This is a genomic window from Janthinobacterium sp. GW822-FHT07H10, from assembly GCF_058798675.1.
Genome location: NZ_JBXAKS010000021.1, coordinates 1 through 24,789 on the forward strand (window position 1 = coordinate 1; position 24,789 = coordinate 24,789).

Sequence of the window (24,789 nt, forward strand, 5' to 3'; positions counted from 1 at the left end):
GCCTTCAGGCGCGCCACGGGGGCTGGCGCCGCGCCGGCACCGGCATCGCCGAGACGGAACATGCCGACGGCCTGCGCCAGGTCCACGGCCTGCTCCTGCAAGCTTTCCGCGGCGGCCGCCGCCTGCTCGACGAGGGCCGCGTTTTGCTGCGTCATGGTATCCATGTGCGTGACGGCCGTGTTGATCTCGCCGATGCCGGCGCTCTGTTCGCGGCTGGCCACCGTGATCTCGCTCATGATGGCAGTCAATTGCTGCACCGAGGCCACCACCTGGTCCATGGTCTGGCCCGCCTCATCGACGAGCCTGCCGCCGGCGCCCACTTTCTCCACCGAGTCGCCGATCAGCTCCTTGATTTCCTTGGCAGCACCAGCCGAACGCTGCGCCAGGTTGCGCACCTCGGACGCCACCACGGCAAAGCCCCGGCCCTGCTCGCCCGCGCGCGCCGCCTCGACGGCCGCGTTCAGGGCCAGGATATTTGTCTGGAAGGCGATGCCGTCGATCACGCCGATGATGTCGACGATCTTGCGCGAGCTTTCCTGGATGCCGGCCATGGTGCCCACCACCTGCTGCACCACGCGGCCGCCCTTGGCCGCCACTTCCGAGGCGGACACGGCCAGCTCATTGGCCGCATGCGCGTTTTCCGCATTCTGCTTCACGGTCGAGGTCAGCTCATCCATCGAACTGGCCGTCTCTTCCAGCGCGCCCGCCTGCGCCTCCGTGCGCGACGACAGGTCGGCGTTGCCGGCCGCAATATCGGCCGACTCGCTGCGCACCAGGGTGCTGATGCTGCGGATCTGCACCAGCACGCTGGCGATCTTTTCCACGAACAGATTGAACGCCTTGGCGATCTGCGCCAGCTCATCCGTGCCTTGCGCATCGAGGCGGCTCGTCAAGTCGCCGTCGCCCGTGGCGATCGCTTCCATCGCGTCGCGCACCAGGCCCAGGCGGCGCAAGGCGCGCGCCACCAGCGCGCTCAGCACCGTGGCGGCCAGGGCCAGCACCAGCAAGGCCGTCATGGCCGAGGCGCGCAGCATGGAGCTCAGTGCCTGCGTCGCTTCCGCGCGGTCCAGCACGGTGGCCAGCAGCCAGTCGCTGCCCGGCACTTTACTTACGTGCAAGATACCGTCACGCGCGCCCAGGCGGATGGCGGCGCCCACACCGCTCTGCTCAATACTGCCTAGCGCCTGCGGGCTGAGGCCGGCATCGAGTTCGGCCAGCGGCTTCAAGGTCAGCTTGCCGTCCGGATGGGCGATGATCTTGCCGCCGCCATCGACGAGGAAGGCGTAGCTGGCCGGCGTCGGCTTGATCGAGGCGACGTTTTGCACCACCGCATCCATCATCACATCGGCCGCCAGCACGCCCGTCATGCTGCCCTTGCCGCCCAGCGGTTCGGCGAACGTCACCACCAGCTTGCCCGTGCTGGCGCCGATATACGGCGGCGTGATGACGGGCTTGCCGGCCTCGGCCGCCTGCTTGTACCACGGACGCGCCGTGGGATCGTAGTCAGCCGCGCGCTGGCGCTCCTGCGAAAACACGGCGTGCTTGTCGGCAAAGCCGATATACGCCATGTCGAAGGTACCGGCCTGCTCGGCCGCCTTCAGGGCCGGCAGCGGATCGGCGGCGGTGGCGCCCTGCTTGAGCGAAGCCACCACGGCCTGCTTGGAACGCAGCCATTCGGCGATCGCCTGCGCATGGCTGTGCGACAGCTGCAGCATCTGCGTGTCGAGCGCGGCCAGCGTACTGCTACGCGTGGTAAAGAAATTGGCGATGGCGACGGCCAGCATGGCCAGCACGACGATGGAAACGGCGATGGCGATCAGCCGCGCCTTAAGAGAGGACAACATGGTGCACCCGATAAGAAAGAGGAAAGGGGAAGGATGCGCCATGGTCGGGGAATAAGATTTTGTCGTCAAGCAATACCGACTCTCAATTACCCATAAACAACAATTGATACCATATATCAATCAAATGTCGCCGCGCAGCTTGCGCAGGGCCGGCGACTCGCCGCCCGTCGCCGCGATGCGAAAGCGCGCGAAGGCCTGTTCGAGGTCGGCATACCGGCGCAAGCCGCCTTCGCTGAACCAGCGCCCGCCGGGGATCTCTCCCCACTCGAGCGGCGTGGCCAGGCTGCCAGCCAGCGCCTGCGCCAGCAGCGGGGCCAGCGCAGCGCGCAGCGCCTCCACCTCCGCATCGGCGGGCGCCAGGCGCGCCAGCAATTGATCGAGTTCGGCGGCAAGCACCTGCAAGCGCGACTGGTCCATATTCCCTCCTCAGTTCTTGATGGTGCCGATCAGCACGGGCGCCGACCACAGGCTTCGGTTGGGCAACAAGTACTGCTGCGCCCCGCCCTTGCGCCGCACCAGGCCGCCCAGCTCCTGCGTCGGCGCCACTTCGCTGACGAACACGTTGACGGTGCCCTTGGGCATGATTTGATACACATCATACAGCGGTGCTTCGCTCTTCAAGGGCAAGCCGAAGCAGTCCGCCAGGCTGGCGCAGCGGCCCGAAGCGAGCTGCAATTGCGCGCTGGTGGTGAAATACGGCGAATACGGCGATACGTTCTGACCCTGCGGCACGATTTTCACGAGGGCGGCCGCCATCGGCTGCAAGGTCGGCACGGTGGCGCCGGAAGCGAGCTGCTCGAGCGCCCGCGCATAGATGGTTTCCGCCGGCGCCGCCGGGTCGGCCGCGCTCAGTTCGCGCAGGAACTGCCGCCCTTCCACGCTGTCCAGGTAGGGATCGATGGCCTGGCGCTGCAAGCCCATCGTCTTGAAAGTGCTGAGGTCATTGATTTCGCGCGCATGCACGGCGCGCAAGGCGTCGATGTCCTGCACCGGCATGGCCGGGGTGGCGGCCGCCAGCGGGATCGGCAGCGGCACCGGCGTCGGGTTGTCGTCGGCCTGCGCCCAGGCGCCGGGGGCAAGCGCGATCAGGACCGCGGCGGCCAGCCAGTAAGGTTTCAGCATGCTGCATCTCCTTGATAGTAGCGAACGGGGAAAGAACCGTACCGAATCTACAAGGAGCAAGACAGGCCAATGCGAGCTGCATCAAGGCCGGCGCGGATAGCCGCGCCGGCCAGTGCGCGCCTTCGATGCAGCGCAAACAAGATGCAAAAAAACCGCCAGGCTTGCGCACTGGCGGTTTTTGATCAGGCGGCCGGAGCCGCCTTCAGGCACAGCTGAACGACATTACGCGGCTGGCGCTTCGTTGCCTTCAGCAGCTTTCATCGACAGCTTCAGGCGGCCGCGGTCGTCCGTTTCCAGAACCTTGACGCGGACCAGCTGGCCTTCTTTCAGGTAGTCGGCCACGGCGTTGACGCGCTCGTTGGCGATCTGGCTGATGTGCAGCAAGCCATCCTTGCCTGGCATGACTTGCACGATGGCGCCGAAGTCCAGCAGTTTCAGCACGGTGCCTTCGTAGGTCTTGCCCACTTCGACGGAAGCGGTCAGCTCCTCGATGCGGCGCTTGGCTTCCTGGCCGGCTTGCGCGTCAACGGAAGCGATGGTGACCACGCCTTCGTCGCTGATGTCGATCTGGGTGCCCGTCTCTTCGGTCAGCGCGCGGATCACGGCGCCGCCCTTGCCGATCACGTCACGGATTTTTTCCGGGTTGATCTTGATGGTGATCAGACGTGGTGCGAAATCGGACAGTTCGGTTTTGACGTGCGGCATGGCTTTTTGCATTTCGCCCAGGATGTGCTCGCGGCCTTCCTTGGCTTGCGCCAGTGCCACTTGCATGATTTCCTTGGTGATGCCCATGATCTTGATGTCCATCTGCAGCGCCGTGATACCGTTGCGGGTACCGGCTACCTTGAAGTCCATGTCGCCCAGGTGATCTTCGTCGCCCAGGATGTCGGACAGCACGGCAAACTTGCCGCCTTCCTTGATCAGGCCCATGGCGATACCGGCCACGTGTTCTTTCATCGGCACGCCGGCGTCCATCAGTGCCAGGCAGCCGCCGCAGACGGAAGCCATCGACGAGGAACCGTTCGATTCCGTGATTTCCGATACCAGGCGCACCGAGTAGCTGAACTCTTCAGCTGCTGGCAGGGCGGCGATCAGCGCGCGCTTGGCCAGGCGGCCGTGGCCGATTTCGCGGCGCTTGGGCGTACCGACACGGCCCGTTTCGCCGGTGGCGAACGGAGGCATGTTGTAATGCAGCATGAACGAATCGGTGAACTCGCCCATCAGCGCATCGATCTTCTGGCTGTCGCGGGCGGTGCCCAACGTCGCCACGACCAGCGCCTGCGTTTCGCCGCGCGTGAACAGGGCCGAACCGTGGGTGCGTGGCAGCACGCTGGTGCGGATCGAGATCGGACGCACGGTGCGCGTGTCGCGGCCGTCGATGCGTGGCTCGCCGTCCAGGATCTGCGTACGCACGATTTTCGCTTCGATGTCGAACAGGATGTTGTTCACTTCGGCGCTGTCGATGGACGCGCCGCCGGCGGCAGCCGCTTCAGCGCTCAGGTCGGCGATCACTTCCGACGTCGCCGCTTTCAGCTTGGCCGTGCGCTCCTGCTTGTCCTTGGTTTGATATGCATCGTTGATCTTGGCGTTGGCGAAATGCGCGACGCGGGCGATCAGGGCTTCGTTTTTCGGCGCAGGCGCCCATTCCACTTCCGGCTTGCCGCCGTCACGCACGAGGTCGTGAATCGCGTCGATGACAACTTTCATCTGGTCGTGGCCGAAGACCACGGCGCCCAGCATGATTTCTTCGGACAACTGTTTCGCTTCCGATTCGACCATCAGCACGGCCGTTTCGGTACCGGCGACAACCAGGTCCATTTCCGACGTTTTCAATTGCTGAACGGTTGGGTTCAGGATGTACTGGCCGTTGGCGTAACCGACGCGCGCGGCGCCGATAGGACCGTTGAAAGGCACGCCCGATACGCACAGGGCAGCCGAGGCGCCGATCATGGCGGCGATGTCCGGATCGATTTCCGGGTTGACCGACAGCACGTGAATGATGACTTGCACTTCATTCAGGTAGCCTTCCGGGAACAGCGGACGGATAGGACGGTCGATCAGACGGGATGTCAGTGTTTCTTTTTCGGAAGGACGGCCTTCGCGCTTGAAAAAACCGCCCGGGATTTTACCGGCAGCATAGGTTTTTTCAACATAATCAACCGTCAAAGGGAAGAAATCCTGGCCTGGCTTGGCATCTTTGCGTGCCACCACCGTTGCCAGAACGACGGTATCTTCGATCGACACCAGCACTGCGCCGGATGCCTGACGTGCGATTTCGCCGGTTTCCAGGGTCACTTGATGTTGACCGTACTGGAAGGTTTTCGTAACTTTGTTAAACATGGGGTATCCCTTTTCTAATTGCCGACAGATTTTCAGGGGCTGTCGTTCACCTCACCACAGGCGGCGTAAAAATGCTGCCTTTACTTGTTACCACCTTTGCTACATTGCTGCTAAAACATGATATCGGTAAGAGAATACTTCACTTACGGACATAAATCCGGAATTCAAATGACAAAATGCCCGCGTCAGCGAACTGGCGCAGGCATTTCTGTATAAACCTTGTACGGCAAAAATTACTTGCGCAGACCAAGTTTAGCGATCAGGTCGCGATAACGGGTAGCGTCTTTAGCCTTCAGGTAGGACAACAGGCTCTTACGACGGTTGACCATCATGATCAGGCCGCGGCGGGAGTGGTGATCTTTCGAGTGGGCTTTGAAGTGGCCGTTCAGTTCGTTGATGCGAGCCGTCAGCAGTGCAACTTGCACTTCAGGGGAGCCGGTGTCGTTTTGACCACGTGCGTTGTCCGCGATGATAGCGGCTTTGTTGATGTTTTCTACTGTCATGATAAACCTTTCACATGCGGTGCACAGAGTCTGAACCCTATCCACCGTGAACTACGATTATTAAAATACTGGCCTATGCTGCCAACCAGACGCGCAAGTATATCGGAAAAATGCCCGCCTGTATCCTGCCGTGCGCGCTTTTCTCGGTGCATCATAGGGTTTTCCTGCATTTCAGGAGCGCGACCATGAAAAAACTGCTTAAATTAGCAACACCGCTGCTGTTTGCCGCGCTGGCCGGCTGCGCCAGCTGGAACGTCCCGCCGCCGCAGCCGGGCGAACCGCGCGCCGCCGTCGAGGCGCGCCTGGGCCGACCGACAGCCATCTACCAGCTGCCCACGGGCGCGGAACTCGAATACGCCACGGGTCCGTACGGCCAATACACGTATATGGCCCGCTTCGGCCCCGACGACAAGCTCATTTCTTACGAGCAAGTTCTCGACACGCCGGGCTTCGCCCGCATCAAGGTGGGCGTGTCGACGCAGCAAGACGTGCTGCACATCCTCGGCCGCCCGACGGAAACATCGTATCTGTCGCTGCCGAAACTGCACGTCTGGTCTTACCGCTACAAGGAATCGGGCGTCTGGGATTCCATGATGCACGTGCATTTCGACCACGACGGCATCGTGCGCATGATGATGAACGGCCCGGATCCGGCCAAGGAAGAGCGGCGCTTCTTCTGGTGACGCTTGCCAGCGCCCCTCTTACGGCTGGGGATCGATGCGCTCATCCTTCGCATGCAGCTTGTTCAAGGCCGACAAATACGCCTTGGCCGAGGCGACGATGATGTCGGGGTCGGCGCCCACGCCATTGACGATGCGCCCGTCGCGGGACAAGCGCATCGTCACTTCGCCCTGCGACTGCGTGCCCGTGCTGATGGCATTGACGGAGAACAAGACCAGCTCGGCGCCGCTGGCGGCCGCGCTTTCGATGGCGTTGACGGTGGCGTCGACAGGCCCGTCGCCCCTGCCCTCGCAGCTGCGCTGTTCGCCGCCGACGAGGAATTCCACGCGCGCCTGCGGCACGGCGCCCGTCGTCGATTGCTGCGTCAAGGAAATAAAACGGTAGTGCTCACTCTCCTGCGCCTGCTGCTCCTCGCTGACGAGGGCCATGATGTCTTCGTCGAAAATCTCGGATTTGCGGTCGGCCAGCTCCTTGAAGCGAAGGAAGGCCGCATTGACTTCCGCTTCCGATTCCAGGGCGATGCCCAGCTCGTGCAGGCGCTGCTTGAAGGCATTGCGGCCCGATAATTTACCGAGGACGATCTTGTTGGCCGTCCAGCCCACGTCTTCGGCGCGCATGATTTCATACGTTTCGCGCGCCTTCAGGATGCCATCCTGGTGGATGCCGGATGCGTGGGCGAAGGCATTCGCGCCGACGACGGCCTTGTTCGGCTGCACGGCAAAGCCCGTGATCTGCGACACCATTTTTGACGCGGCGACGATCTGCGTCGTGTCGATGCCCACCGTCAAGTTGTAATAGGCGGCGCGCGTGCGCAGCGCCATCACCACCTCTTCCAGCGCCGTATTGCCGGCCCGCTCGCCCAGGCCATTGATCGTGCATTCGATCTGGCGCGCGCCGCCTATCATGGCGCCGGCCAGCGAATTGGCCACGGCCAGGCCGAGGTCGTTATGACAATGGACAGACCAGACGGCCTTATCGGAATTCGGGATGCGTTCGCGCAAGCGCTTGATGGTATTGCCGAAGATTTCCGGCACGGCGTAGCCCACCGTATCGGGAAAGTTGATGGTGGTGGCGCCCTCGGCGATCACGGCTTCGAGCACCTTGCAGAGGAAATCCTCGTCCGAGCGGCTGCCGTCTTCGGGACTGAATTCGATATCGTCCGTGAACTGGCGCGCGTAGCGCACGGCATTTTGCGCCTGCAGCAGCACTTGCTCGGGCGTCATGCGCAGCTTCATCTGCATGTGCAGCGGCGAGGTGGCGATGAAGGTGTGGATGCGCTTGCGCTCGGCGGGGGCCAGCGCTTCGGCGGCGCGGGCGATGTCGCGGTCGTTCGCGCGCGACAGCGAGCAGATGGTGGACTCGCGCACGGCGCCGGCAATCGCCCGTATCGACTCGAAATCGCCCTGCGAGGCAGCGGCGAAGCCCGCTTCGATCACGTCGACCTTCATGCGTTCGAGCTGCTTGGCGATGCGCAGCTTTTCCTCGCGCGTCATGGAGGCGCCCGGCGATTGCTCGCCGTCGCGCAAGGTGGTGTCAAAGATGATGAGTCGGTTGCTGGTGCTCATGGCTGCTCCTCGCTGAGGGAAAGAAGTGGCTACCGACCCACGGCCGCATCAGTGCTCCGGGTCGGTCTGGATGATGCTGACGGGCTTGCCCTTCGCCATGCGCCAGAAGAATACGGCGTAGCCGGACAAGCCATAGGCAACGAAAATCGGGAACAGCACTTTCGGCGGATCGATGGAAATGAGCGCAAAGAACAATGCCAGCAAGAACACCACGATGAAGGGCACGGACTTGCGGAAATTGACATCCTTGAAGCTGTAGAACGGCACGTTGGTGACCATGGTCAGGCCCGCGAACAGGGCGATGGTCCACGACACCCAGGCCAGCTGGTTGCCGGCGAATTCGAGGTCGTTCATGAGCAGGATGAAACCGGCCACCATGGCCGCCGCCGCCGGGCTGGGCAAGCCCTGGAAGAAGCGCTTGTCGACCACCTGGATATTCGTGTTGAAGCGGGCCAGGCGCAAGGCGGCGCCGGCGCAATACACGAAGGCGGCCAGCCAGCCCAGTTTGCCCATGCCGCGCAGCGACCATTCGTAGATCACCAGCGCCGGCGCGGCGCCGAACGAGACCATGTCGGACAGGCTGTCGTACTGGGCACCAAATTCGCTCTGCGTATTCGTCAGGCGCGCGATGCGGCCATCGAGGCCGTCGAGGATCATGGCGATGAAGATGGCCCAGGCCGCGTGTTCGAATTTCTGGTTCATGGCCATGACGATGGCGTAGAAGCCGCAGAACAGGGCTGCCGTCGTGAAGGCGTTCGGCAACAGGTAGATGCCGCGGCGGCGCAAGGTTTTCTTGCCTGTGCCATCGGCGGCCGGCTGGCGCGCGAATTTGCTGAAGCGGGACGCTTTGGAGACTGCGGGTGTGCCGTTCTTGCCTCTACGACGGGGGAAGTTTGCCATGTTGTTCCATATCTTGTGTACTGCCGGGGATTCGGTGCCAGAATGACGGGCGCACGGCCATTACACCATGCGCGCGCCGATCTTGCCATTATAGAGGAGCCGCCGCCAAAGAAAAGCGCGGCGGCGTCAAGCTGGCAATATTGATCCCGAATCAAGCCTTATTTGAACTTGACCTTGGCCACCAGCCCCATGTTCAGGGTCGTTTCGCCCGGTTCGAAGCTCGGTTCGGCCACTTGCTCGCTGTAATGCATGGCATCGGCGCTCATGTTGCGCGCACCGGCCACGTTGACGCGTTGCGTGTAATTGCCCGAACCTTCGAAATCGATGGTATCGATCACGGCGTCATTGACGTTGCGGCCCATGGCGCCGGCGATGCCCGCCACGCGCTGCTGCAGGTTGGCATAGGCGGCGGCGATGCGCTGGTCATCGAGCTTGCGCACGGTGGCGGGCGCCAGGCCGAAGTTCAGGCGGTTCAGGGTCAGCACGCCTTGCGCCGCGGACACGGTTTTCGGCAGGGCGGCCAGGTTCGTCGTCGTTACCTGCAGGTATTGCCCCACTCTCCAGCCCGTCGGCACCTTGGGCTTGGCAACGCTGCCTGGCGGCAATGGCGCCGTTTCCGGGTACACGGCATACGTGTAATAGCCCTGGGTCTTCAGCACGGCTTGCGGATCGGCTTTCTTGACGATGGCCACGCCCTGGTTCATCTTCTGGTTCACGCGCGAGGCGGCGGCGGCCTTGTCCTTGTCCTGCTCTTCGATGGCCAGGGTGACGGTCACCTGGTCGTTCGCATGCACCACTTCGCCATTCGCGGGCACCACCACCAGCGTGCCGGAGGTAGGCAGGCTTTGCGCCTGGGCGGACAGGGCAACGGTAGCGACGGCCGCAGCCAGCATCGATTTCATGACGGTCATTTATTTCTCCTAGGGAATTTTTACGAGACGCATGGGTCGGTTCGCTTGAACCGGCAAGCCCATGGCTTTTTACCAAGATATTCTAGCGCGGAAAAGATTGCTCTGTCGCAAGGACCACAAGCTCTTCCGCACTGCCGCGGCCGCAGGGTGCGGCGCGCGGGAGGGATCGCATCGCTTACTTGAATTTCACCTTGCCGACGACACGCATGTCGAGCGTGGTTTCGCCCGGCTCGAAGCTCGGTTCGACGACGGCGCTGTCGTCGGCCATCTTGGCGCTGCGCATCATCATCGGCGCGGCGGCAGGACGGCTTTCGCCAGCGTAATTGCCCGAACCTTCGAAGTCCACCGTATCGAGCACGGCGTCGGACACGTTGCGGCCCATGGCTTTCGCGATGGCGGCCACGCGCTCGTTCAGGTTCTTGTACGTGGCGGCGATGCGCTGGTCATCCAGCAGGCGGATGGTTTCCGGCTTCAGGCCGAAATTCAAGCCGTTCAGGGTCAGCACGCCTTGCGCCGCCGACACGGTCTTTGGCAGTCCAGCCAGATTGGCCGTCGTCACTTCCAGGTACTGGCCCACGCGCCAGGCCGTAGGCAAACGTGGCTTGGCCACGGCGCCGGCCGGCAGCGGACGCTCTTCCGGATACACGGGATACGTATAGTAGCCATACGATTTCAGTGCCGCCGATGGGTCGGCCTGCTTGACGATGGCGATACCCTTGTTCATCTTCTGGTTGACGCGCGAGGCGGCGGCAGCCTTGTCCTTGTCCTGCTCTTCGACGGCCAGGGTAGCGACCACCTGGTCATTGACATGTTTGACTTCGCCAAACGCGGGTACGACCACCAGGGTGCCGGAAGTTGGTAGGGATTGGGCTTGCGCGCTCAGGGCAACGGTGGCTGCGGCGGCAACAAGTACGGATTTCATCACGGTCATGGGGGACTCCTAGTTGGTTACAGTGGCTGACAAAAAGGGATGCGGCACTGTGATCGGCTGCATTCCCCTTGAGAAACTTGTCAAACTCAGTACATTCTAACGCCCCAACCATTCCTGTGGCGCAAATTAACAAATCGTCACAAAATGTGCCGGGCAGTCACATCTGCTCACATTTTAATAACAACGTTATTTTATATAACATTGATATCAATGTCCCGCCACGACGCCGCCGCTGCGCCGGCCCGGCTTGAAACTGTAGCGGCGGGCGCGCCAGGCGATGGCCAGCGCAGCCAACAGCAAGGCCAGCATGGCCCATGGGAACGAGGCCGCGCCATAGCCGTCCAGCAACATGCCGCCCGCCAGGCCGCCGCCCGCGATGGCCACGTTCCAGATGGTCGCCACCATCGCCTGCGCCACGTCCATGCCGTCGCCGGCCGCGTCCGCCGACGCCGTCTGCAGCAGGGTGCCGGCGCCGCCGAAGGTGATGCCCCAGATGGCCATGCTGAGATAGATGACGGCCGGCGAATCCATCGCCAGTCCCAGCGCGATCACCACCAGGGCAAAGGCGGCGATGCTGCCCAGCACGAGCTTGCGCAGCCAGCGGTCGATCAGCTGGCTGATCAGCCAGATGCCGGCCAGGGATCCCACGCCATACACGAGCAGCACCAGGTCGACGCGCGGGCGCAAGCCCGACGGCGCCAGGAAAGGCGCGATATACGTATACAAAATATTGTGCGCGAGCATCCACACGACGATGACGGCCAGGATGGGCCGCACGCCGGGCGTCATGAACACCTGGCGGATCGACAGGCGCTCGCCATTCTTTTGCCCCGGATAATCGGGCACGGCCACGAACACCCAGGCGATCAGCACCACGGCCAGGCCCGACATGATGCCGAAGATGCTGCGCCAGCCCAGCACGCCACCCATCAGGGTGCCCAGCGGCACGCCCAGCGACAGGGCCAGCGGCGTGCCGATCATGGCGATCGCCATCGCCCTGCCCTGCTGCTCGACGCTCACCATGCGCCGCGCATAGCCGGCCATCAGACCCCAGGCCAGCCCGGCGGCCATGCCGGCCAGGAAACGCGACACCAGGGTCAGAATGTAATGCGGCGACAGGGCCGTCACCGTGTTAAAGATCAAAAAGCCGACGATGGCCAGCAACAGCACATTGCGCCGGCGCCAGCCGCTGGTCAGCGCCGTCAGCGGGATGGCCGTGAGGATGGAGCCGATGGCGTAGACGGTGACCAGCTGGCCCGTCATGACTTCGGAAATGCCGAGGCCCTCGGCGATCTGCGGCAGCAGGCCGGCCGGCAAGGTTTCTGTCAGGATGGCGATAAAGCTTGTCATGGCCAGGGCCAGCAAGGCGGCCACGGGAAGGCGATTGGGAATGGGAGATTCAACGGCACCGGATGGCGGCACTGTCGCGGTAAAACGGTCAGTCATATGGGTCCTTCTGGTTGCGCAGGCGATGGGCGCCCGGCGTGGTACGAAAAGCGTGATGCGCGTTGCGGTCGGCAGAAACCGAAACAGATGCGGCGGCGAATGCCGCTGCAAAGGAAGGGCGGTATTGTATAGGAGAGCGTCACATTGCGTGCGCGCAAGAAAAAAAACAGGTTCCCGCAAGAAAACCTGTTTTCCTCCATGCCATCCGCTGCCGCAAGTCCGGTCTTATTGCTCTCGGCGCAGGAAAGCCTGGATGGCGTCCACCGTCGCGGCGGGCTGCTCTTCCATCAGCCAGTGTCCCGCATCGGGTACCACCAGCTCCGTGACGTTGGTGGCGGCATTGCGCATGACGACGGCCTCGTTGGCGCCGAAGGACTTGGCGCCGCCGATCGCCAGCACGGGCATGGTCAGCTTGGTCGCCATCGAGCGCAGATTGTCTTCGGCATCTTGCGGTATCGCCAGAAATTGCGCGAAGGCCGCATGCATGGCGCCCTTGCGCGCGTACAGCTTGGCGTAATGGCGCCGCGTTTCTTCGTCGATCCGGGAAGGCGTGCCGGCGAACTCATTCCAGAAGCGGTCCAGGTAGATGCGCTCGCGCCCCGCCACCAGGCGCTCGGCGTCAGGACCGCCAAACGAGAAGTGCCACAGCTGCGGGCTGCGCACGATCTGTTCCCATGGCGGAATGCCGGGCACGGGCGCATCCATCACCACCAGCCGGCGCGTCTTGTCCGGATAGCGGGCCGCATACGCGTAGGCCACCATCGTGCCGATATCGTGGCCGACCACGTCGGCGCGGTCGATGCCCAGCTTGTCGAGCACGGCGCGCATGTCGGCCGCCTGCGTGCGCTTGTCGTAGCCGCCGGCCGGACGCGAGGACAGGCCCATGCCGCGCAGATCGGGGGCCACCACCGTGTGCGTGCGGGCCAGGGCCGCCGCCAGCGGCGCCCACATGTCGCCCGTGTCGCCAAAGCCGTGCAGCAACAGCACGGCCGGGCCGGTGCCGCCCACGCGCACGTGGATCGTGCCGTCGGCGGTGGCGATGTCCATGGTCTTGAAGCTGCCCGGATAGGCGGGCACGGCCGCCTGGACGCCGGCGCTGGAAAATACTGTCAGAACGGTGCTCAGAAACAGGCCCAACAGACGGGTTGGGAGCGAAGCCAGGGCTATCGTGTACACGTGCGCCTCCTGATCAAGATGATGCCGAAACCGGCAGCAATCAGGGTAACACCGGCAGGCGGCGCTACCGCGCAGTATTTATAACAATCCAATATGCATCAATGCGCGGCAGGCCGGAAGCGTCCGCCATTGCTGACGAAAAAAAGCCGGCTTGCGCCGGCTTTTCATGGTGAATCAGGAAATTTGCTTAGTTCTTCGACTGGTCGACCATCTTGTTCTTCGCGATCCAAGGCATCATGGCGCGCAGTTTCGCGCCCACTTCTTCGATCTGGTGCTCGGACGTCAAACGACGGCGCGAAATCAGGGTCGGTGCGCCCGCCTTGTTTTCCAGGATGAAGCTCTTCGCGTATTCGCCCGTTTGAATGTCTTTCAGGCATTGACGCATCGCATCCTTGGTGGCCGACGTCACGACTTTCGGACCGGTCACGTATTCGCCGTATTCGGCATTGTTCGAGATCGAGTAGTTCATGTTGGCGATGCCGCCTTCATAGATCAGGTCGACGATCAGCTTCAGCTCGTGCAAGCACTCGAAGTAAGCCATTTCCGGCGCATAACCAGCTTCCGTCAGGGTTTCGAAGCCGGCCTTGATCAGCTCGACGGCGCCGCCGCACAGCACGGCCTGTTCGCCGAACAAGTCGGTTTCGGTTTCTTCACGGAAATTCGTTTCGATGATGCCGGCACGGCCGCCGCCGTTGGCCGAAGCGTACGACAGGGCGATATCGCGGGCGATGCCCGATTTGTCCTGGTACACGGCGATCAGGTGCGGCACGCCGCCACCCTGGGTGTAGGTGGCGCGCACGGTGTGGCCTGGCGCTTTCGGCGCGACCATGATGACGTCCAGGTCGGCGCGCGGCACGACTTGGCCGTAATGCACGTTGAAGCCGTGGGCGAAGGCCAGCACGGCGCCCTGCTTGGCGAACGGCGCGATGTTTTCGTTGTAGACCTGGGCGATGTTTTCATCCGGCAGCAAGATCATGATGACGTCGGCCGCTTTCACGGCGTCATTCACTTCGGCCACTTTCAGACCGGCCTGCTCGACCTTGGTCCACGAAGCGCCGCCCTTGCGCAGGCCGACGGTGACGTTGACGCCCGAATCGTTCAGGTTTTGTGCGTGCGCATGGCCTTGCGAACCGTAGCCGATGATGGCAACGTTTTTGCCTTTGATCAAGGAGAGGTCAGCGTCTTTGTCGTAAAAAACTTTCATGGTATTTCCTATAATTTGATGATGCGTTGTATGGGGGTGCGGCCGTGGCCGCCTGCTGCAACTGATATTTTTTATACTTTGAGGATGCGTTCGCCGCGGCCGATGCCGGAGCCGCCCGTGCGGACGGTTTCCAGGATCGAGGCGCGGTCGATCGAATCGATGAACGCGTCGAGCTTGACCTTGTTGCCGGTGAGCTCGATCGTGTACGTCTTTTCCGTGACGTCGATGATGCGGCCGCGGAAGATGTCGGCGGTGCGCTTCATTTCCTCGCGTTCCTTGCCCACGGCACGAACCTTGATCAGCATCAACTCGCGTTCGATATGCTGGCCCTCGGTCAGATCGACCACCTTCACCACCTCGATCAGGCGGTTCAAATGCTTGGTGATCTGCTCGATGATGTCGTCCGAGCCGCTGGTGACGATGGTCATGCGCGACAGGGTCGAGTCTTCGGTCGGTGCCACGGTCAGCGTTTCAATGTTGTAGCCGCGTGCCGAGAACAGGCCCACCACGCGCGACAGGGCGCCCGCTTCGTTTTCCAGCAAGACAGAAATAATATGGCGCATGATTAGAGATCCTCCGAGCCGAGCATCATTTCGGACAGGCCCTTGCCGGCTTTCACCATTGGCCACACGTTTTCGGACTGGTCGGTAATGAAGTTCATGAACACCAGCCTGTCTTTCATGCCAAACGCCTCTTTCAGGGCGCCGTCGACGTCGCCCGGTTTTTCAATTTTCATGCCCACGTGGCCATATGCCTCGGCCAGCTTCTCGAAGTCGGGCAGCGAATCCATGTACGACTCGGAATAGCGCGAACCGTAGTCGATCTCCTGCCACTGGCGCACCATGCCGAGGAAACGGTTGTTGAGCATGATGATCTTCGGCGTCAGGTGATACTGCTTGCACGTGGCAAGTTCCTGGATGCACATCTGGATCGACCCCTCGCCGGTAATGCAGGCAACGGTGGCGTCCGGATTGGCCATCTGCACGCCCATGGCGTACGGCAAGCCGACACCCATGGTGCCCAGGCCGCCGGAATTGATCCAGCGGCGCGGCTTGTCGAAGCCATAGTATTGCGCCGCCCACATCTGGTGCTGGCCCACGTCGGACGTGATGAAGGCGTCGCCCTTGGTGATCTGGAAGACTTTCTCGACCACCGATTGCGGCTTGATGACCAGGTCGGACGTCGGGTATTTCAGGCATTCGCGGCCACGCCATTCGGCGATCTGCTTCCACCAGTTCGAGAGCGCGTTGACGTTCGGCTTGGCCTCGGCCGCGTCCAGTTGCGCGAGGAATTCGATCAGCACATCCTTGACGTTGCCGACGATGGGAATATCGACCTTCACGCGCTTGGAAATCGACGATGGATCGATGTCCACGTGGATGATCTTGCGCGGATGCGAGGCGAAGTGTTTCGGGTTGCCGATCACGCGGTCATCGAAACGGGCGCCGATGGCGATCAGCACGTCGCAGTTCTGCATCGCCATGTTCGCTTCATAGGTGCCGTGCATGCCGGGCATGCCGACATACTGCTCGCTCGAGGCACGGTAGCCGCCCAGGCCCATCAAGGTGTTGGTGCAAGGGAAACCCAGGCGGTCGACCAGCTTGTTCAGCTCGGGGGCCGCATGCGCCAGGATCACGCCGCCGCCCGTGTAGATCATCGGACGCTCCGCCTGCAGCAGCAGTTGCACGGCCTTGCGGATCTGGCCCGAGTGGCCCTTGTCGACGGGACGGTAGGAACGCATCTCGACTTCCTTCGGATAGTCGAAATGGCATTTGTGCATGCTGATATCCTTCGGGATATCGACCAGCACGGGGCCGGGACGGCCGGTGCGGGCGATAAAGAAGGCTTTCTTGATCGTCGCCGCCAGGTCCTTGACGTCCTTGACGAGGAAGTTGTGCTTGACGACGGGGCGCGTGATGCCCACGGTGTCGCATTCCTGGAACGCATCCTGGCCGATGGCGTGGCTCGGCACCTGGCCGGAGATGACCACCATCGGAATCGAGTCCATGTACGCGGTCGACAGGCCCGTGACGGCATTCGTGACGCCCGGACCGGACGTGACGATGGCGACACCGACTTTGTTCGAGCTGCGCGAATAGGCATCGGCGGCGTGGATCGCGGCCTGCTCGTGGCGTACCAGGATATGCTGGAATTTGTTTTGCTGGAAGATGGCGTCGTAGATGTAGAGTACGGCTCCGCCCGGATATCCAAAGACGTGCTCGACGCCCTCTTCAGCCAGACAGCGCACGACAATTTCTGCGCCGGTGATCGGTCCTGTTGCGGAACCTGTTGCAGGTCCTGTTGCTTCGGTATTCATGAAACATTCCTTTCAAGGTCCATTGGAGATTGATCGGATGTTCTTTCCTGACGAGGTACGCCTAACGCAACAGTGCTCCTGCTTCCCTTTTCATGCGGTCACGACATTTCTTTGGGCACCCATAGATACCTTACAAAACAACGCTTAACGCAACTCGTTTGGCCGGAGTTTCTGTGGCGCCTGTACGAACCGCTCGCGCTTGTGGCGCGGGTTAGAACAAACTGCCTACAAATGAAAGCGCGTCGTGCCGCGGATGGCGTTGTGTGCCGGTCGCGACCTGACCATAGAGCTTTGGGGTGTTCAAAGCGTCCCATACGTTATCGCGTTGCACCATTATGGTCAAGGAAAATGTCGGCCTCGCTGCTTTTTTGCTCACACGACGTGCAAAAACCCTGCGGAAACGCACATTTTTTGCTAGCATGCGCTCAGTTTGCAAAAAGCATACCAGCCTCCCTTCAGCCCACAGCCCACGTAGCCGCTAGCTCGCCCCATACCGCATGGCAACAGACAAAGAATTATCCGACTTTCTAGAAAATGTCGAGCGGCGCGCTTTCAAGCAGGCCGCCTACGCGGTCCGCAAGGAAGAATCAGCCCTCGACATCGTGCAGGATGCGATGATCAAGCTGGCCGAGAAATACGGCGACAAGCCGGCCGCCGAATTGCCGATGCTGTTCCAGCGCATCTTGCAGAACACCATCCTCGATTATTTCCGCCGCGAAAAGGTGCGCAACACCTGGGTCAGCCTGTTTTCCGGCATGAAGTCTTCGGGCGACGAGCATGATGATTTTGATATACTTGATACTTATGAATCGGAACAGGGTTCCAGCGCCGCCGAATCCTCGGCCGACCAGGTCGAACGCGCGCAAATCCTTGATTTGATTGATGCAGAGGTACAAAAACTGCCCGCACGTCAACGCGAAGCCTTCCTCATGCGTTATTGGCAGGACATGGATGTGGCTGAAACAGCGGAAGCGATGGGTTGCTCCGAAGGTAGCGTGAAAACACATTGCTCTAGAGCTACCCACACGCTCGCCGAATCGCTGAAAGCCAAGGGAATAAAATTATGAACACCGACGATCTCAATTTCGCTTACAAAGTGCGCCATGCACTGAACGAAAAACTCGACGACCTGCCCGCATCGGCCACCGATCGCCTGGCAGCGGCACGCAAGCTGGCCCTGTCGCGCAAGAAGGCGGACGCGCCCGCCGCCGTCACCGCGCGCCAGAACGTGTTCGCCGGCATCGCCAGCAGCCTGTTCGTCGAGCCGCTGTCCTGGCTGGGCCGCATGAGCGTCATCATCCCCCTGCTGCTGCTTGTCGGCGGCCTGGCCGGCATTTACCAGTTTGAGCAAGAACAACATGTTGCCGAATTGGCAGAAATCGATGCGGCCGTGCTGTCGGACGAATTGCCGCTGTCGGCGTATATGGACCATGGCTTCAATGCCTACCTGACGAAACGCGAGCAATAAGCATGGCACGCATCAGCGTACGCAACGGCTGGATCGCCGCAGGCATCGGCCTGGGCGCCTGCGCCCTGGCCGGCGCTTCCTGGGTTGGCGCGCAGCAACATGCGGCGCCGCCCGCAGCCCCCGTCGTCGTCGCACCGGCAGCCAAGGCGGGCGACCCTGCCGCCAAGCCGGCCGCGCCACGCGCCGGCAGCAAGGCTGGCGCACCGCAGAGCACCGACAAACTGCAGTGGAACAGGCTGTCGCGCGCGCAGCAGGAAGCCTTGCAGCCGCTGGCCGGCGAATGGAACAAGCTCGACGCCTTGCGCCGCCAGAAATGGCTGGACATCGCCAACCGCTACGCCTCGATGAAGCCGGACGAACAGGCGCGCGTGCACGAGCGCATGCGCGAGTGGATCAAGCTGACGCCCGAGCAGCGCCGACTCGTGCGTGAAAATTACACGCGCACCAAGAAAATTGATCCAGGTCAAAAGTCCGCACAGTGGGAGCAATACCAGCAGTTGCCGGAAGATCAAAAGAAAAAACTGGCGGCCGAACCCGTGCCGAAAAAGCCGCTGGGCAAAGTCCCCGCGCTCAATTCGACTACCACCAAGCCGGCCGTGATCATGGCGCCCGCCACGCCCGTGACCGTCGCACCGGCGGCACCTGCAGCGCCGGCAAGCGTGGCGCCCGCATTGCCGGCGGCGGCCTTGCCCGCCACTGCGCCAGCCGCGCTGCCGCCTGCCGCCAGCCCGCCACCGAACGCCGTGCCCGTCACGCCACCCACCACGCCTGCCCCACTGCCAACCAATGCCAAATAGCACGCCTGCTGCCAGCAACACTTCCCTCCCGAGTATCAAGCGCCGCCTGATTTCCATGGTGTATGAGTCGCTGCTGGCCCTGGCCGTGCTGTTTCTGCCATTCCTCGTGTTCGAGCTGGCCGTGCAGGGCGCGCACACGCCGTTGACAGAACACATGCGCCAATGCCTGGCCTTCCTCGTCATGGGCGCGTATTTCATCCACCAGTGGAGCCGCGAAGGGCAGACGCTGGCCATGAAGACGTGGCGCCTGAAAGTGGTGCTGCCGGGCCACGCCCATGTGCCGCTGCGCGTGGCCGCCTGCCGCTACCTGCTGGCCTGGATGTGGCTGCTACCTGCGCTCGTGGTGTCGTATGCGCTGGACTTGCAGCACTGGGCGGCACTGGGCGCCATCGGCATCGGCATGCTGGCCTGGTCGGCCACGGCCCTGTTCACGGGCAATGGCCAGTTCCTGCACGACAAGCTGCTCGGCACGCAGATCGTGCAATTGCCGGCGCCAGCGAAGAAGTCGAAGAAAGTCGCCGCCTGAGTTTTCAGGCGGCTTGACCTGGGTCATTGAAGCGCCACAGGGGCTCTGCGATCATGGCATGCCATGAATAATACAGCCCCCCTCCCCCACACCCGTTTTGCCAAATACCGCGCGGAAGTCTGCAGCGAAGACGAAGTCAAGCAACTCGTGCATACCTTTTATGCGGCCGCGCGCGATGACGCCATGCTCGGCCCCATCTTTGCCGCCGAGGTCAAGGATTGGGACGCCCACCTGGCCACCCTCGTTGATTTCTGGTCCGGACTGCTGCGCGGCACCATGCGCTACCACGGCAAGCCGCTGGCCCAGCACGCGCAGATGGAACAGCTGACGCCATGCATGTTCCGCCGCTGGCTGACCTTGTTCTTTGCCACCACGGAAGCCATGGGCAACCCGGCCCTGCAAGAGAAGGCCGACACCATCGCCTTGAATATTGCCGAACGGCTATGGAAAAGCTTTGCGGAAAGCCACGCCATCACGGCGCCGCAGCTTTAGAAGCGCTCGTAGCCCTGCAGATAGCGCCATTGCCCGGCAGGCATGGCGCCCATCGAAATGCGGCCGATGCGCAAGCGCTTCATGGCCACCACGTCCAGGCCCACCATCTTGCACATGTGGGCGATCTGGCCTGGCTGCACGTTTTTCAGGGCGAAACGCAGACGCGTTTCATTCTGCCAGCTGACCTTGATCGGCGGCAAAGGCTTGCCATTGAAGGGCAAGCCATGGTTCAGCAGCGCCAGGCCGTTTTCCATGATGTCGCCGGTCACTTCGACGATGAATTCCTGCTCCACCGTTTTCGCCTCGTCGACCAGTTTGCGGGCGACGCGGAAATCCTGCGTGAACACCAGCAGGCCGGAAGCCATGGTTTCCAGCGGATTGGTGATGGTCAGGCCGATCAGGTGGCGTTTCAGGAAGCGCGTGACGGAGCTGGGCGCAACGTTCTCAGGCGTGAAAATCTCTTCGGGACGCAGGCAGCTCAGGGCCGGCTTGCCTTCCGCGCCCACGCCGCCATTGATGCCGGCCGGCTTGTGCAGCAAGATCGTCACGGGCGGCATTTCTTCCAGGGTGGCGTTCGGCAGCAGCACCACGGTCTGGTTGTCGGCCACGCGCGCGCCCGCCTCTTCCACCAGCACGCCGTCGACCGTCACCCAGCCGCCCTCGATATACAGCTCGGCCTCGCGGCGCGAACAGGGCACGTCTTCAGACAGGCGCTTGGCCAGGCGGACGGTGGGCATTGCAATTGGTGTGGTCATGGGGGGATGCGCAAAAAGCAAGAGGAGGAGAAAGCCGGTATTGTAACCGACTCGCTCCTCCCCTTTTACGACTTGCGCTGATGACTGTCGGCTTACGCTGCTGATTGTCGGATTACGCTGCGCTAATCCGATCTACCCGACCATGTGCGGCGCTGTAGGTTGGCTTAGCGGCTTGCCGCGTAAGCCAACAATCAGGCTTGCGCCTTCGCCAGTTCCTCGGCAAAGAAACGGTGGCCCATCTCTTCCAGGCCTAGGGTCTGCAGCACTTCCTGCAGGCGCTCGGTCGGACGCTGGCGCGGCAGGTTCTTGTAGCTGGCGATGATCAGTTCATTCTTCATCGAATGCTCCCAGCCCACCAGCTCCGTCACGCTGACCTGGTAGCCATGGGCTTCCAGCTGCAGGCAGCGCAGCACGTTGGTGATCTGGCTGCCGAACTCGCGCGTATGCAGCGGATGGCGCCACAGTTCCGTCAAGACATTCTTGCCCAGGCTCTTACCCTTGTTCTTCTTCAAGACGGAAGCCACTTCGGCCTGGCAACAGGGTACCAGCACCATGAATTTCGCCTTTTTCTTCAGGGCAAAGTGAATCGCGTCATCGGTGGCCGTGTTGCACGCATGCAGGGCCGTGACGATGTCGATCTGCTTGGGCAGCAGCTTCGATTCCGTCGATTCGGCCACGGAAAGGGGCAGGAAGGACATGCCGGGGAACTTGAATTTCTTCGCCAATTCCTGCGAGCGCTGCACCAGCTCTTCGCGCGTCTCGATGCCGTAGATGTGCGAACCGTCGTTGCCATTCTTGAAGAACAGGTCGTACAGGATGAAGCCCAGGTAGGACTTGCCGGCGCCATGGTCGACCAGCGACACGCCGGGATGGTCGAGCTGCACTTCGCGCAGCAGCGGCTCGATGAACTGCGTCAGGTGGTACACCTGCTTGAGCTTGCGGCGGCTGTCCTGGTTCATCTTGCCGTCGCGCGTCAGGATGTGCAATTCCTGCAGCAAGGCGACCGACTGGCCATCCTTGATCTCGGGCATGTTGCTGGCGGCCGTGATGATGTCTTTCGGCGCAGGAGCCGCGGCGGCGGGCGCCGCGTCCTTAGCGCGCTTCATCGATCCACGCCATCTGTATCGCCTCGAGCACCTTTTCGCCGCCGCGCGTGTGGTCATCGTCGAAGCCGTCCAGCTCCACCACCCAGTTATGCAGGTCGGTGAAACGCACGGTCAGGGGATCGATGTCCGGATGCGCGTCGTACAGCGCCTCGGCGATCACGTGAATGTCGGACCATTTCATGTTAGTGGCTGCCTTCGCTGACCTGGTTGATCGTGTATTTCGGGATTTCGACGACGAGGTCGGCCTCGGCCACGATGGACTGGCACGACAGGCGCGACACGGCTTCCAGGCCCCAGGCCTTGTCTAGCATGTCTTCTTCCAGTTCCGTCGCCTCGTTCAGCGATTCGATGCCCTCGCGCACCAGCACGTGGCAAGTGGTGCAGGCGCACGATTTTTCGCAGGCATGCTCGATGTCGATGTCGTTTTCCAGCAGGATGTCGCAGATGGACTTGCCGGCAGGGGCTTCGATGACGGCACCGTCCGGGCAAAGCTTGGCGTGCGGCAGAATGACGATTTGGGGCATATTACCTCTACAATTTCAATGATTTGGGGCGCTGCCGCAGCAATGGCACACGGCGCGCATGTCAACACTATTACAACACCTGACAAAACCGTAGCGAGCGGCAGTGATTTGTGGCCGAGAAGCGCAACCGCCTCCAGTACGGTGGGCATCGCCGGCCGCAAAGCGCGACGCGCAGCAGGTTTGGCCAGGTGTCCTCACACGACCTGGTCGAGCGATTTACCGGTCAGGGCCGTGCGCACGCTGCGGTCCATGCGGCGCGAGGCGAAATCCTCGGTGCCGTCGGCCAGCGCCTCGATCGCCAGCTTCAAGGCCTGGTGGTCGATGGCGCCGCTTTGCGACTGGGCAATGGCGTCGCGCACCTGCTGCATCAGGCCGTCGACGGCGGACCGTTCGGCGGCGTCCAGCAAGCCGCCGTCCTCGTCCAGCGCCGACTGCGTGGCCAGCACGATGCGTTCCGCTTCCACCTGCTCTTCGCGCAGGGCGCGCGCCACCATGTCGACGTCGGCCGAGGTGTAGGAATCCTGCAGCATGCGCGCGATGTCGTCGTCGCCCAGGCCGTAGGCCGGCTTGACGCTGATCGACGCTTCCACGCCCGAGCGCAGTTCGCGCGCCGAGACGGACAGCAAGCCGTCCGCATCGACTTGATACGTGATGCGGATGCGCGCGGCGCCCGCCACCATCGGCGGAATGCCGCGCAGTTCAAAGCGCGCCAGCGAACGGCAGTCGCTGACCAGTTCGCGCTCGCCCTGCAGCACGTGCACGGCCAGCGCCGTCTGGCCATCCTTGAAGGTCGTGAATTCCTGCGCACGCGCGCATGGGATCGTCGAATTGCGCGGGATGATCTTTTCCACCAGGCCGCCCATGGTTTCGATGCCCAGCGACAGCGGGATCACGTCCAGCAGCAGCCAGTCGTCGCCGGCGGCGCGGTTGCCCGCCAGCAAGTTGGCCTGGATGGCGGCGCCCAGCGCCACCACTTTGTCCGGGTCGATGTTCGCGTGCGGCGTCGTGTGGAAGAATTCGCTGACGGCGCGCTGCACGTGCGGCATGCGCGTGGCGCCGCCCACCATCACCACGCCGTCGACGTCGTCCGCATCCACGTTCGCGTCGCGTAAGGCCTTCTTGATGGCGTTCATGGTCTTGCCCACCAGGTGCTGCGTCATGGCGGCAAAATCGGCCGCCGTGATGCGCAGGTGGATTTCCTCGCCCGAGTTCAGGGCCGCGTCGATCAGCGTTTCCGGCTTGCTCGACAGCAATTCCTTGATTTCGCGCGCCTTGACCATCAGGATGGCCGTGTCTTCGTCCGACAGCGGCGCCAGCTTGGCCTGCTCGCTGATCCAGCAGAACAGGCGGCGGTCGAAATCATCGCCGCCCAGGGCCGAGTCGCCGCCCGTGGACAGCACTTCGAAGACGCCCTTGCTCAGTTTCAGGATCGAGATGTCGAAAGTGCCGCCACCGAGGTCGTACACGGCGTACACGCCTTCGGAGGCGTTATCGAGGCCATACGCGATGGCGGCGGCCGTCGGCTCGCTCAAGAGGCGCAGCACATTGATGCCGGCCAGCTGCGCCGCATCTTTCGTGGCCTGGCGCTGGGCATCGTCGAAATACGCCGGTACGGTAATGACGGCGCCCACCAGGTCATCGCCCAGCGAATCCTCGGCGCGCTGGCGCAGGGTGGCGAGGATTTGCGCCGACACCTCGACCGGGCTTTTCACGCCGGCCACGGTTTTCAGCTGCACCATGCCAGGCGTGTCCTGGAAGTCGTAGGGCAGGTTTTCCGCGTAGGCGATATCGGCCAGGCCGCGGCCCATGAAGCGCTTCACGGAGACGATGGTGTTTTTCGGGTCGGTGGTTTGCGCGGCCAGGGCCTTGTAGCCGATGTTCGCATGGCCGTTCGGCAGGTAACGCACGACGGATGGCAGCAGCGAGTGCCCTTCTTCATCGTTGAGCACCTCGGGAATGCTGTTGCGGACCGTCGCGACCAGGGAATTGGTGGTGCCAAGATCGATGCCGACGGCCAGGCGGTGCTGGTGCGGCGCGGTCGACATGCCTGGTTCGGAAATTTGCAGAAGTGCCATTGTATTCGTGCCTCGATTAATTTTGTGCGTAGTGCAGCTGATGCATGGCGTGCATTATAAGACGCGCGCCAGACTGGCGCTTGGCACGCAGGTCAAGCTATCGGCC

At 62.4% G+C, this 24,789-nt stretch carries 25 protein-coding genes; 6 read left to right on the forward strand and 19 right to left on the reverse strand.

What is annotated here, in order from left to right; genetic code table 11:
• The 5 genes from AC1RDJ_RS27125 to rpsO form a co-directional block, all read right to left on the reverse strand.
• The coding region (locus AC1RDJ_RS27125; protein WP_493029292.1) for a methyl-accepting chemotaxis protein at positions 1 to 1,844 on the reverse strand (1,844 nt) is incomplete at its 3' end.
• Positions 1,845 to 1,964: 120 nt separating this feature from the next.
• Positions 1,965 to 2,261, reverse strand: coding sequence for a hypothetical protein (locus AC1RDJ_RS27130; protein ID WP_071322779.1), 297 nt, complete (start codon positions 2,259 to 2,261; stop codon positions 1,965 to 1,967).
• 9 nt (positions 2,262 to 2,270) lie between these two features.
• Entirely contained in the window at positions 2,271 to 2,966 is a 696-nt protein-coding gene (locus AC1RDJ_RS27135) for a hypothetical protein (protein ID WP_493029293.1), read from the reverse strand.
• A 222-nt stretch (positions 2,967 to 3,188) separates the two neighbouring features.
• Positions 3,189 to 5,306, reverse strand: coding sequence for a polyribonucleotide nucleotidyltransferase (gene pnp / locus AC1RDJ_RS27140; protein ID WP_071322777.1), 2,118 nt, complete (start codon positions 5,304 to 5,306; stop codon positions 3,189 to 3,191).
• A gap of 233 nt (positions 5,307 to 5,539) precedes the next feature.
• Positions 5,540 to 5,809: a 30S ribosomal protein S15 gene (gene rpsO / locus AC1RDJ_RS27145; protein WP_010399743.1), complete on the reverse strand. Its 270-nt coding sequence runs from the start codon at positions 5,807 to 5,809 to the stop codon at positions 5,540 to 5,542.
• Positions 5,810 to 5,994: 185 nt separating this feature from the next.
• On the opposite strand from rpsO, the gene bamE reads away from it, so the two are divergent.
• The gene (bamE, locus tag AC1RDJ_RS27150; RefSeq protein ID WP_493029295.1) at positions 5,995 to 6,492 is read left to right on the forward strand and encodes an outer membrane protein assembly factor BamE domain-containing protein; all 498 of its coding nucleotides are present in this window, start codon (positions 5,995 to 5,997) and stop codon (positions 6,490 to 6,492) included.
• A gap of 18 nt (positions 6,493 to 6,510) precedes the next feature.
• Here bamE and AC1RDJ_RS27155 read toward each other — a convergent pair whose 3' ends face one another.
• From AC1RDJ_RS27155 to AC1RDJ_RS27195, 9 genes are all read right to left on the reverse strand, one after another.
• Positions 6,511 to 8,055, reverse strand: coding sequence for a 2-isopropylmalate synthase (locus tag AC1RDJ_RS27155; RefSeq protein ID WP_289885743.1), 1,545 nt, complete (start codon positions 8,053 to 8,055; stop codon positions 6,511 to 6,513).
• A gap of 48 nt (positions 8,056 to 8,103) precedes the next feature.
• Positions 8,104 to 8,955, reverse strand: a complete 852-nt coding sequence (gene pssA, locus AC1RDJ_RS27160; protein ID WP_071322774.1) for a CDP-diacylglycerol--serine O-phosphatidyltransferase — start codon at positions 8,953 to 8,955, stop codon at positions 8,104 to 8,106.
• Positions 8,956 to 9,113: 158 nt separating this feature from the next.
• Positions 9,114 to 9,866 carry an SIMPL domain-containing protein gene (locus AC1RDJ_RS27165; protein ID WP_071322773.1) on the reverse strand — a complete coding sequence of 251 codons (753 nt, stop codon included), beginning with the start codon at positions 9,864 to 9,866 and terminating at the stop codon, positions 9,114 to 9,116.
• A 175-nt stretch (positions 9,867 to 10,041) separates the two neighbouring features.
• Positions 10,042 to 10,797: an SIMPL domain-containing protein gene (locus AC1RDJ_RS27170; protein ID WP_493029296.1), complete on the reverse strand. Its 756-nt coding sequence runs from the start codon at positions 10,795 to 10,797 to the stop codon at positions 10,042 to 10,044.
• A 207-nt stretch (positions 10,798 to 11,004) separates the two neighbouring features.
• Entirely contained in the window at positions 11,005 to 12,243 is a 1,239-nt protein-coding gene (locus tag AC1RDJ_RS27175; protein ID WP_493029297.1) for an MFS transporter, read from the reverse strand.
• Positions 12,244 to 12,468: 225 nt separating this feature from the next.
• Complete coding sequence (locus tag AC1RDJ_RS27180; RefSeq protein WP_083412110.1) at positions 12,469 to 13,290, reverse strand: alpha/beta fold hydrolase; 822 nt, start codon at positions 13,288 to 13,290, stop codon at positions 12,469 to 12,471.
• A 316-nt stretch (positions 13,291 to 13,606) separates the two neighbouring features.
• Complete coding sequence (gene ilvC / locus AC1RDJ_RS27185; RefSeq protein ID WP_034750044.1) at positions 13,607 to 14,623, reverse strand: ketol-acid reductoisomerase; 1,017 nt, start codon at positions 14,621 to 14,623, stop codon at positions 13,607 to 13,609.
• Positions 14,624 to 14,694: 71 nt separating this feature from the next.
• On the reverse strand, positions 14,695 to 15,186 hold the full coding sequence (gene ilvN / locus AC1RDJ_RS27190; RefSeq protein ID WP_071076341.1) for an acetolactate synthase small subunit: 492 nt from the start codon (positions 15,184 to 15,186) through the stop codon (positions 14,695 to 14,697).
• A gap of 2 nt (positions 15,187 to 15,188) precedes the next feature.
• Positions 15,189 to 16,940 carry an acetolactate synthase 3 catalytic subunit gene (locus tag AC1RDJ_RS27195; RefSeq protein WP_083411684.1) on the reverse strand — a complete coding sequence of 584 codons (1,752 nt, stop codon included), beginning with the start codon at positions 16,938 to 16,940 and terminating at the stop codon, positions 15,189 to 15,191.
• Between the two features lie 497 nt (positions 16,941 to 17,437).
• On the opposite strand from AC1RDJ_RS27195, the gene AC1RDJ_RS27200 reads away from it, so the two are divergent.
• From AC1RDJ_RS27200 to AC1RDJ_RS27220, 5 genes are all read left to right on the forward strand, one after another.
• Positions 17,438 to 18,007, forward strand: coding sequence for an RNA polymerase sigma factor (locus tag AC1RDJ_RS27200; RefSeq protein ID WP_071322770.1), 570 nt, complete (start codon positions 17,438 to 17,440; stop codon positions 18,005 to 18,007).
• Positions 18,004 to 18,408 (forward strand): DUF3619 family protein, encoded by a 405-nt coding sequence (locus tag AC1RDJ_RS27205; protein WP_071322769.1) that lies wholly within the window; start codon positions 18,004 to 18,006, stop codon positions 18,406 to 18,408. The genes AC1RDJ_RS27200 and AC1RDJ_RS27205 overlap by 4 nt, the downstream gene beginning before the upstream one ends.
• Positions 18,409 to 18,410: 2 nt before the next feature.
• The gene (locus AC1RDJ_RS27210; RefSeq protein ID WP_493029298.1) at positions 18,411 to 19,205 is read left to right on the forward strand and encodes a DUF3106 domain-containing protein; all 795 of its coding nucleotides are present in this window, start codon (positions 18,411 to 18,413) and stop codon (positions 19,203 to 19,205) included.
• Positions 19,195 to 19,731, forward strand: a complete 537-nt coding sequence (locus AC1RDJ_RS27215; RefSeq protein ID WP_493029299.1) for an RDD family protein — start codon at positions 19,195 to 19,197, stop codon at positions 19,729 to 19,731. Before AC1RDJ_RS27210 ends, AC1RDJ_RS27215 begins: the two co-directional genes overlap by 11 nt.
• Positions 19,732 to 19,794: 63 nt before the next feature.
• Positions 19,795 to 20,223 carry a group III truncated hemoglobin gene (locus AC1RDJ_RS27220; protein WP_493029300.1) on the forward strand — a complete coding sequence of 143 codons (429 nt, stop codon included), beginning with the start codon at positions 19,795 to 19,797 and terminating at the stop codon, positions 20,221 to 20,223.
• Here AC1RDJ_RS27220 and AC1RDJ_RS27225 read toward each other — a convergent pair.
• The 5 genes from AC1RDJ_RS27225 to hscA all read right to left on the reverse strand — a co-directional run bounded on the left by AC1RDJ_RS27225 (position 20,220) and on the right by hscA (position 24,683).
• Positions 20,220 to 20,978, reverse strand: coding sequence for an rRNA pseudouridine synthase (locus AC1RDJ_RS27225; protein ID WP_493029301.1), 759 nt, complete (start codon positions 20,976 to 20,978; stop codon positions 20,220 to 20,222). The two genes, AC1RDJ_RS27220 and AC1RDJ_RS27225, sit on opposite strands and share 4 nt — an antisense overlap.
• A 191-nt stretch (positions 20,979 to 21,169) precedes the next feature.
• On the reverse strand, positions 21,170 to 22,084 hold the full coding sequence (locus tag AC1RDJ_RS27230; protein ID WP_493029302.1) for a class I SAM-dependent methyltransferase: 915 nt from the start codon (positions 22,082 to 22,084) through the stop codon (positions 21,170 to 21,172).
• A complete protein-coding gene (gene iscX / locus AC1RDJ_RS27235; protein ID WP_071322763.1) occupies positions 22,071 to 22,265 on the reverse strand; it encodes a Fe-S cluster assembly protein IscX in 195 nt (64 codons plus the stop codon). The genes AC1RDJ_RS27230 and iscX overlap by 14 nt, the downstream gene beginning before the upstream one ends.
• 1 nt (position 22,266) lies before the next feature.
• Positions 22,267 to 22,608, reverse strand: coding sequence for an ISC system 2Fe-2S type ferredoxin (gene fdx / locus AC1RDJ_RS27240; protein WP_034750070.1), 342 nt, complete (start codon positions 22,606 to 22,608; stop codon positions 22,267 to 22,269).
• Between the two features lie 194 nt (positions 22,609 to 22,802).
• Positions 22,803 to 24,683 (reverse strand): Fe-S protein assembly chaperone HscA, encoded by a 1,881-nt coding sequence (gene hscA / locus AC1RDJ_RS27245; RefSeq protein WP_071322762.1) that lies wholly within the window; start codon positions 24,681 to 24,683, stop codon positions 22,803 to 22,805.
• Positions 24,684 to 24,789: the final 106 nt, after the last annotated feature.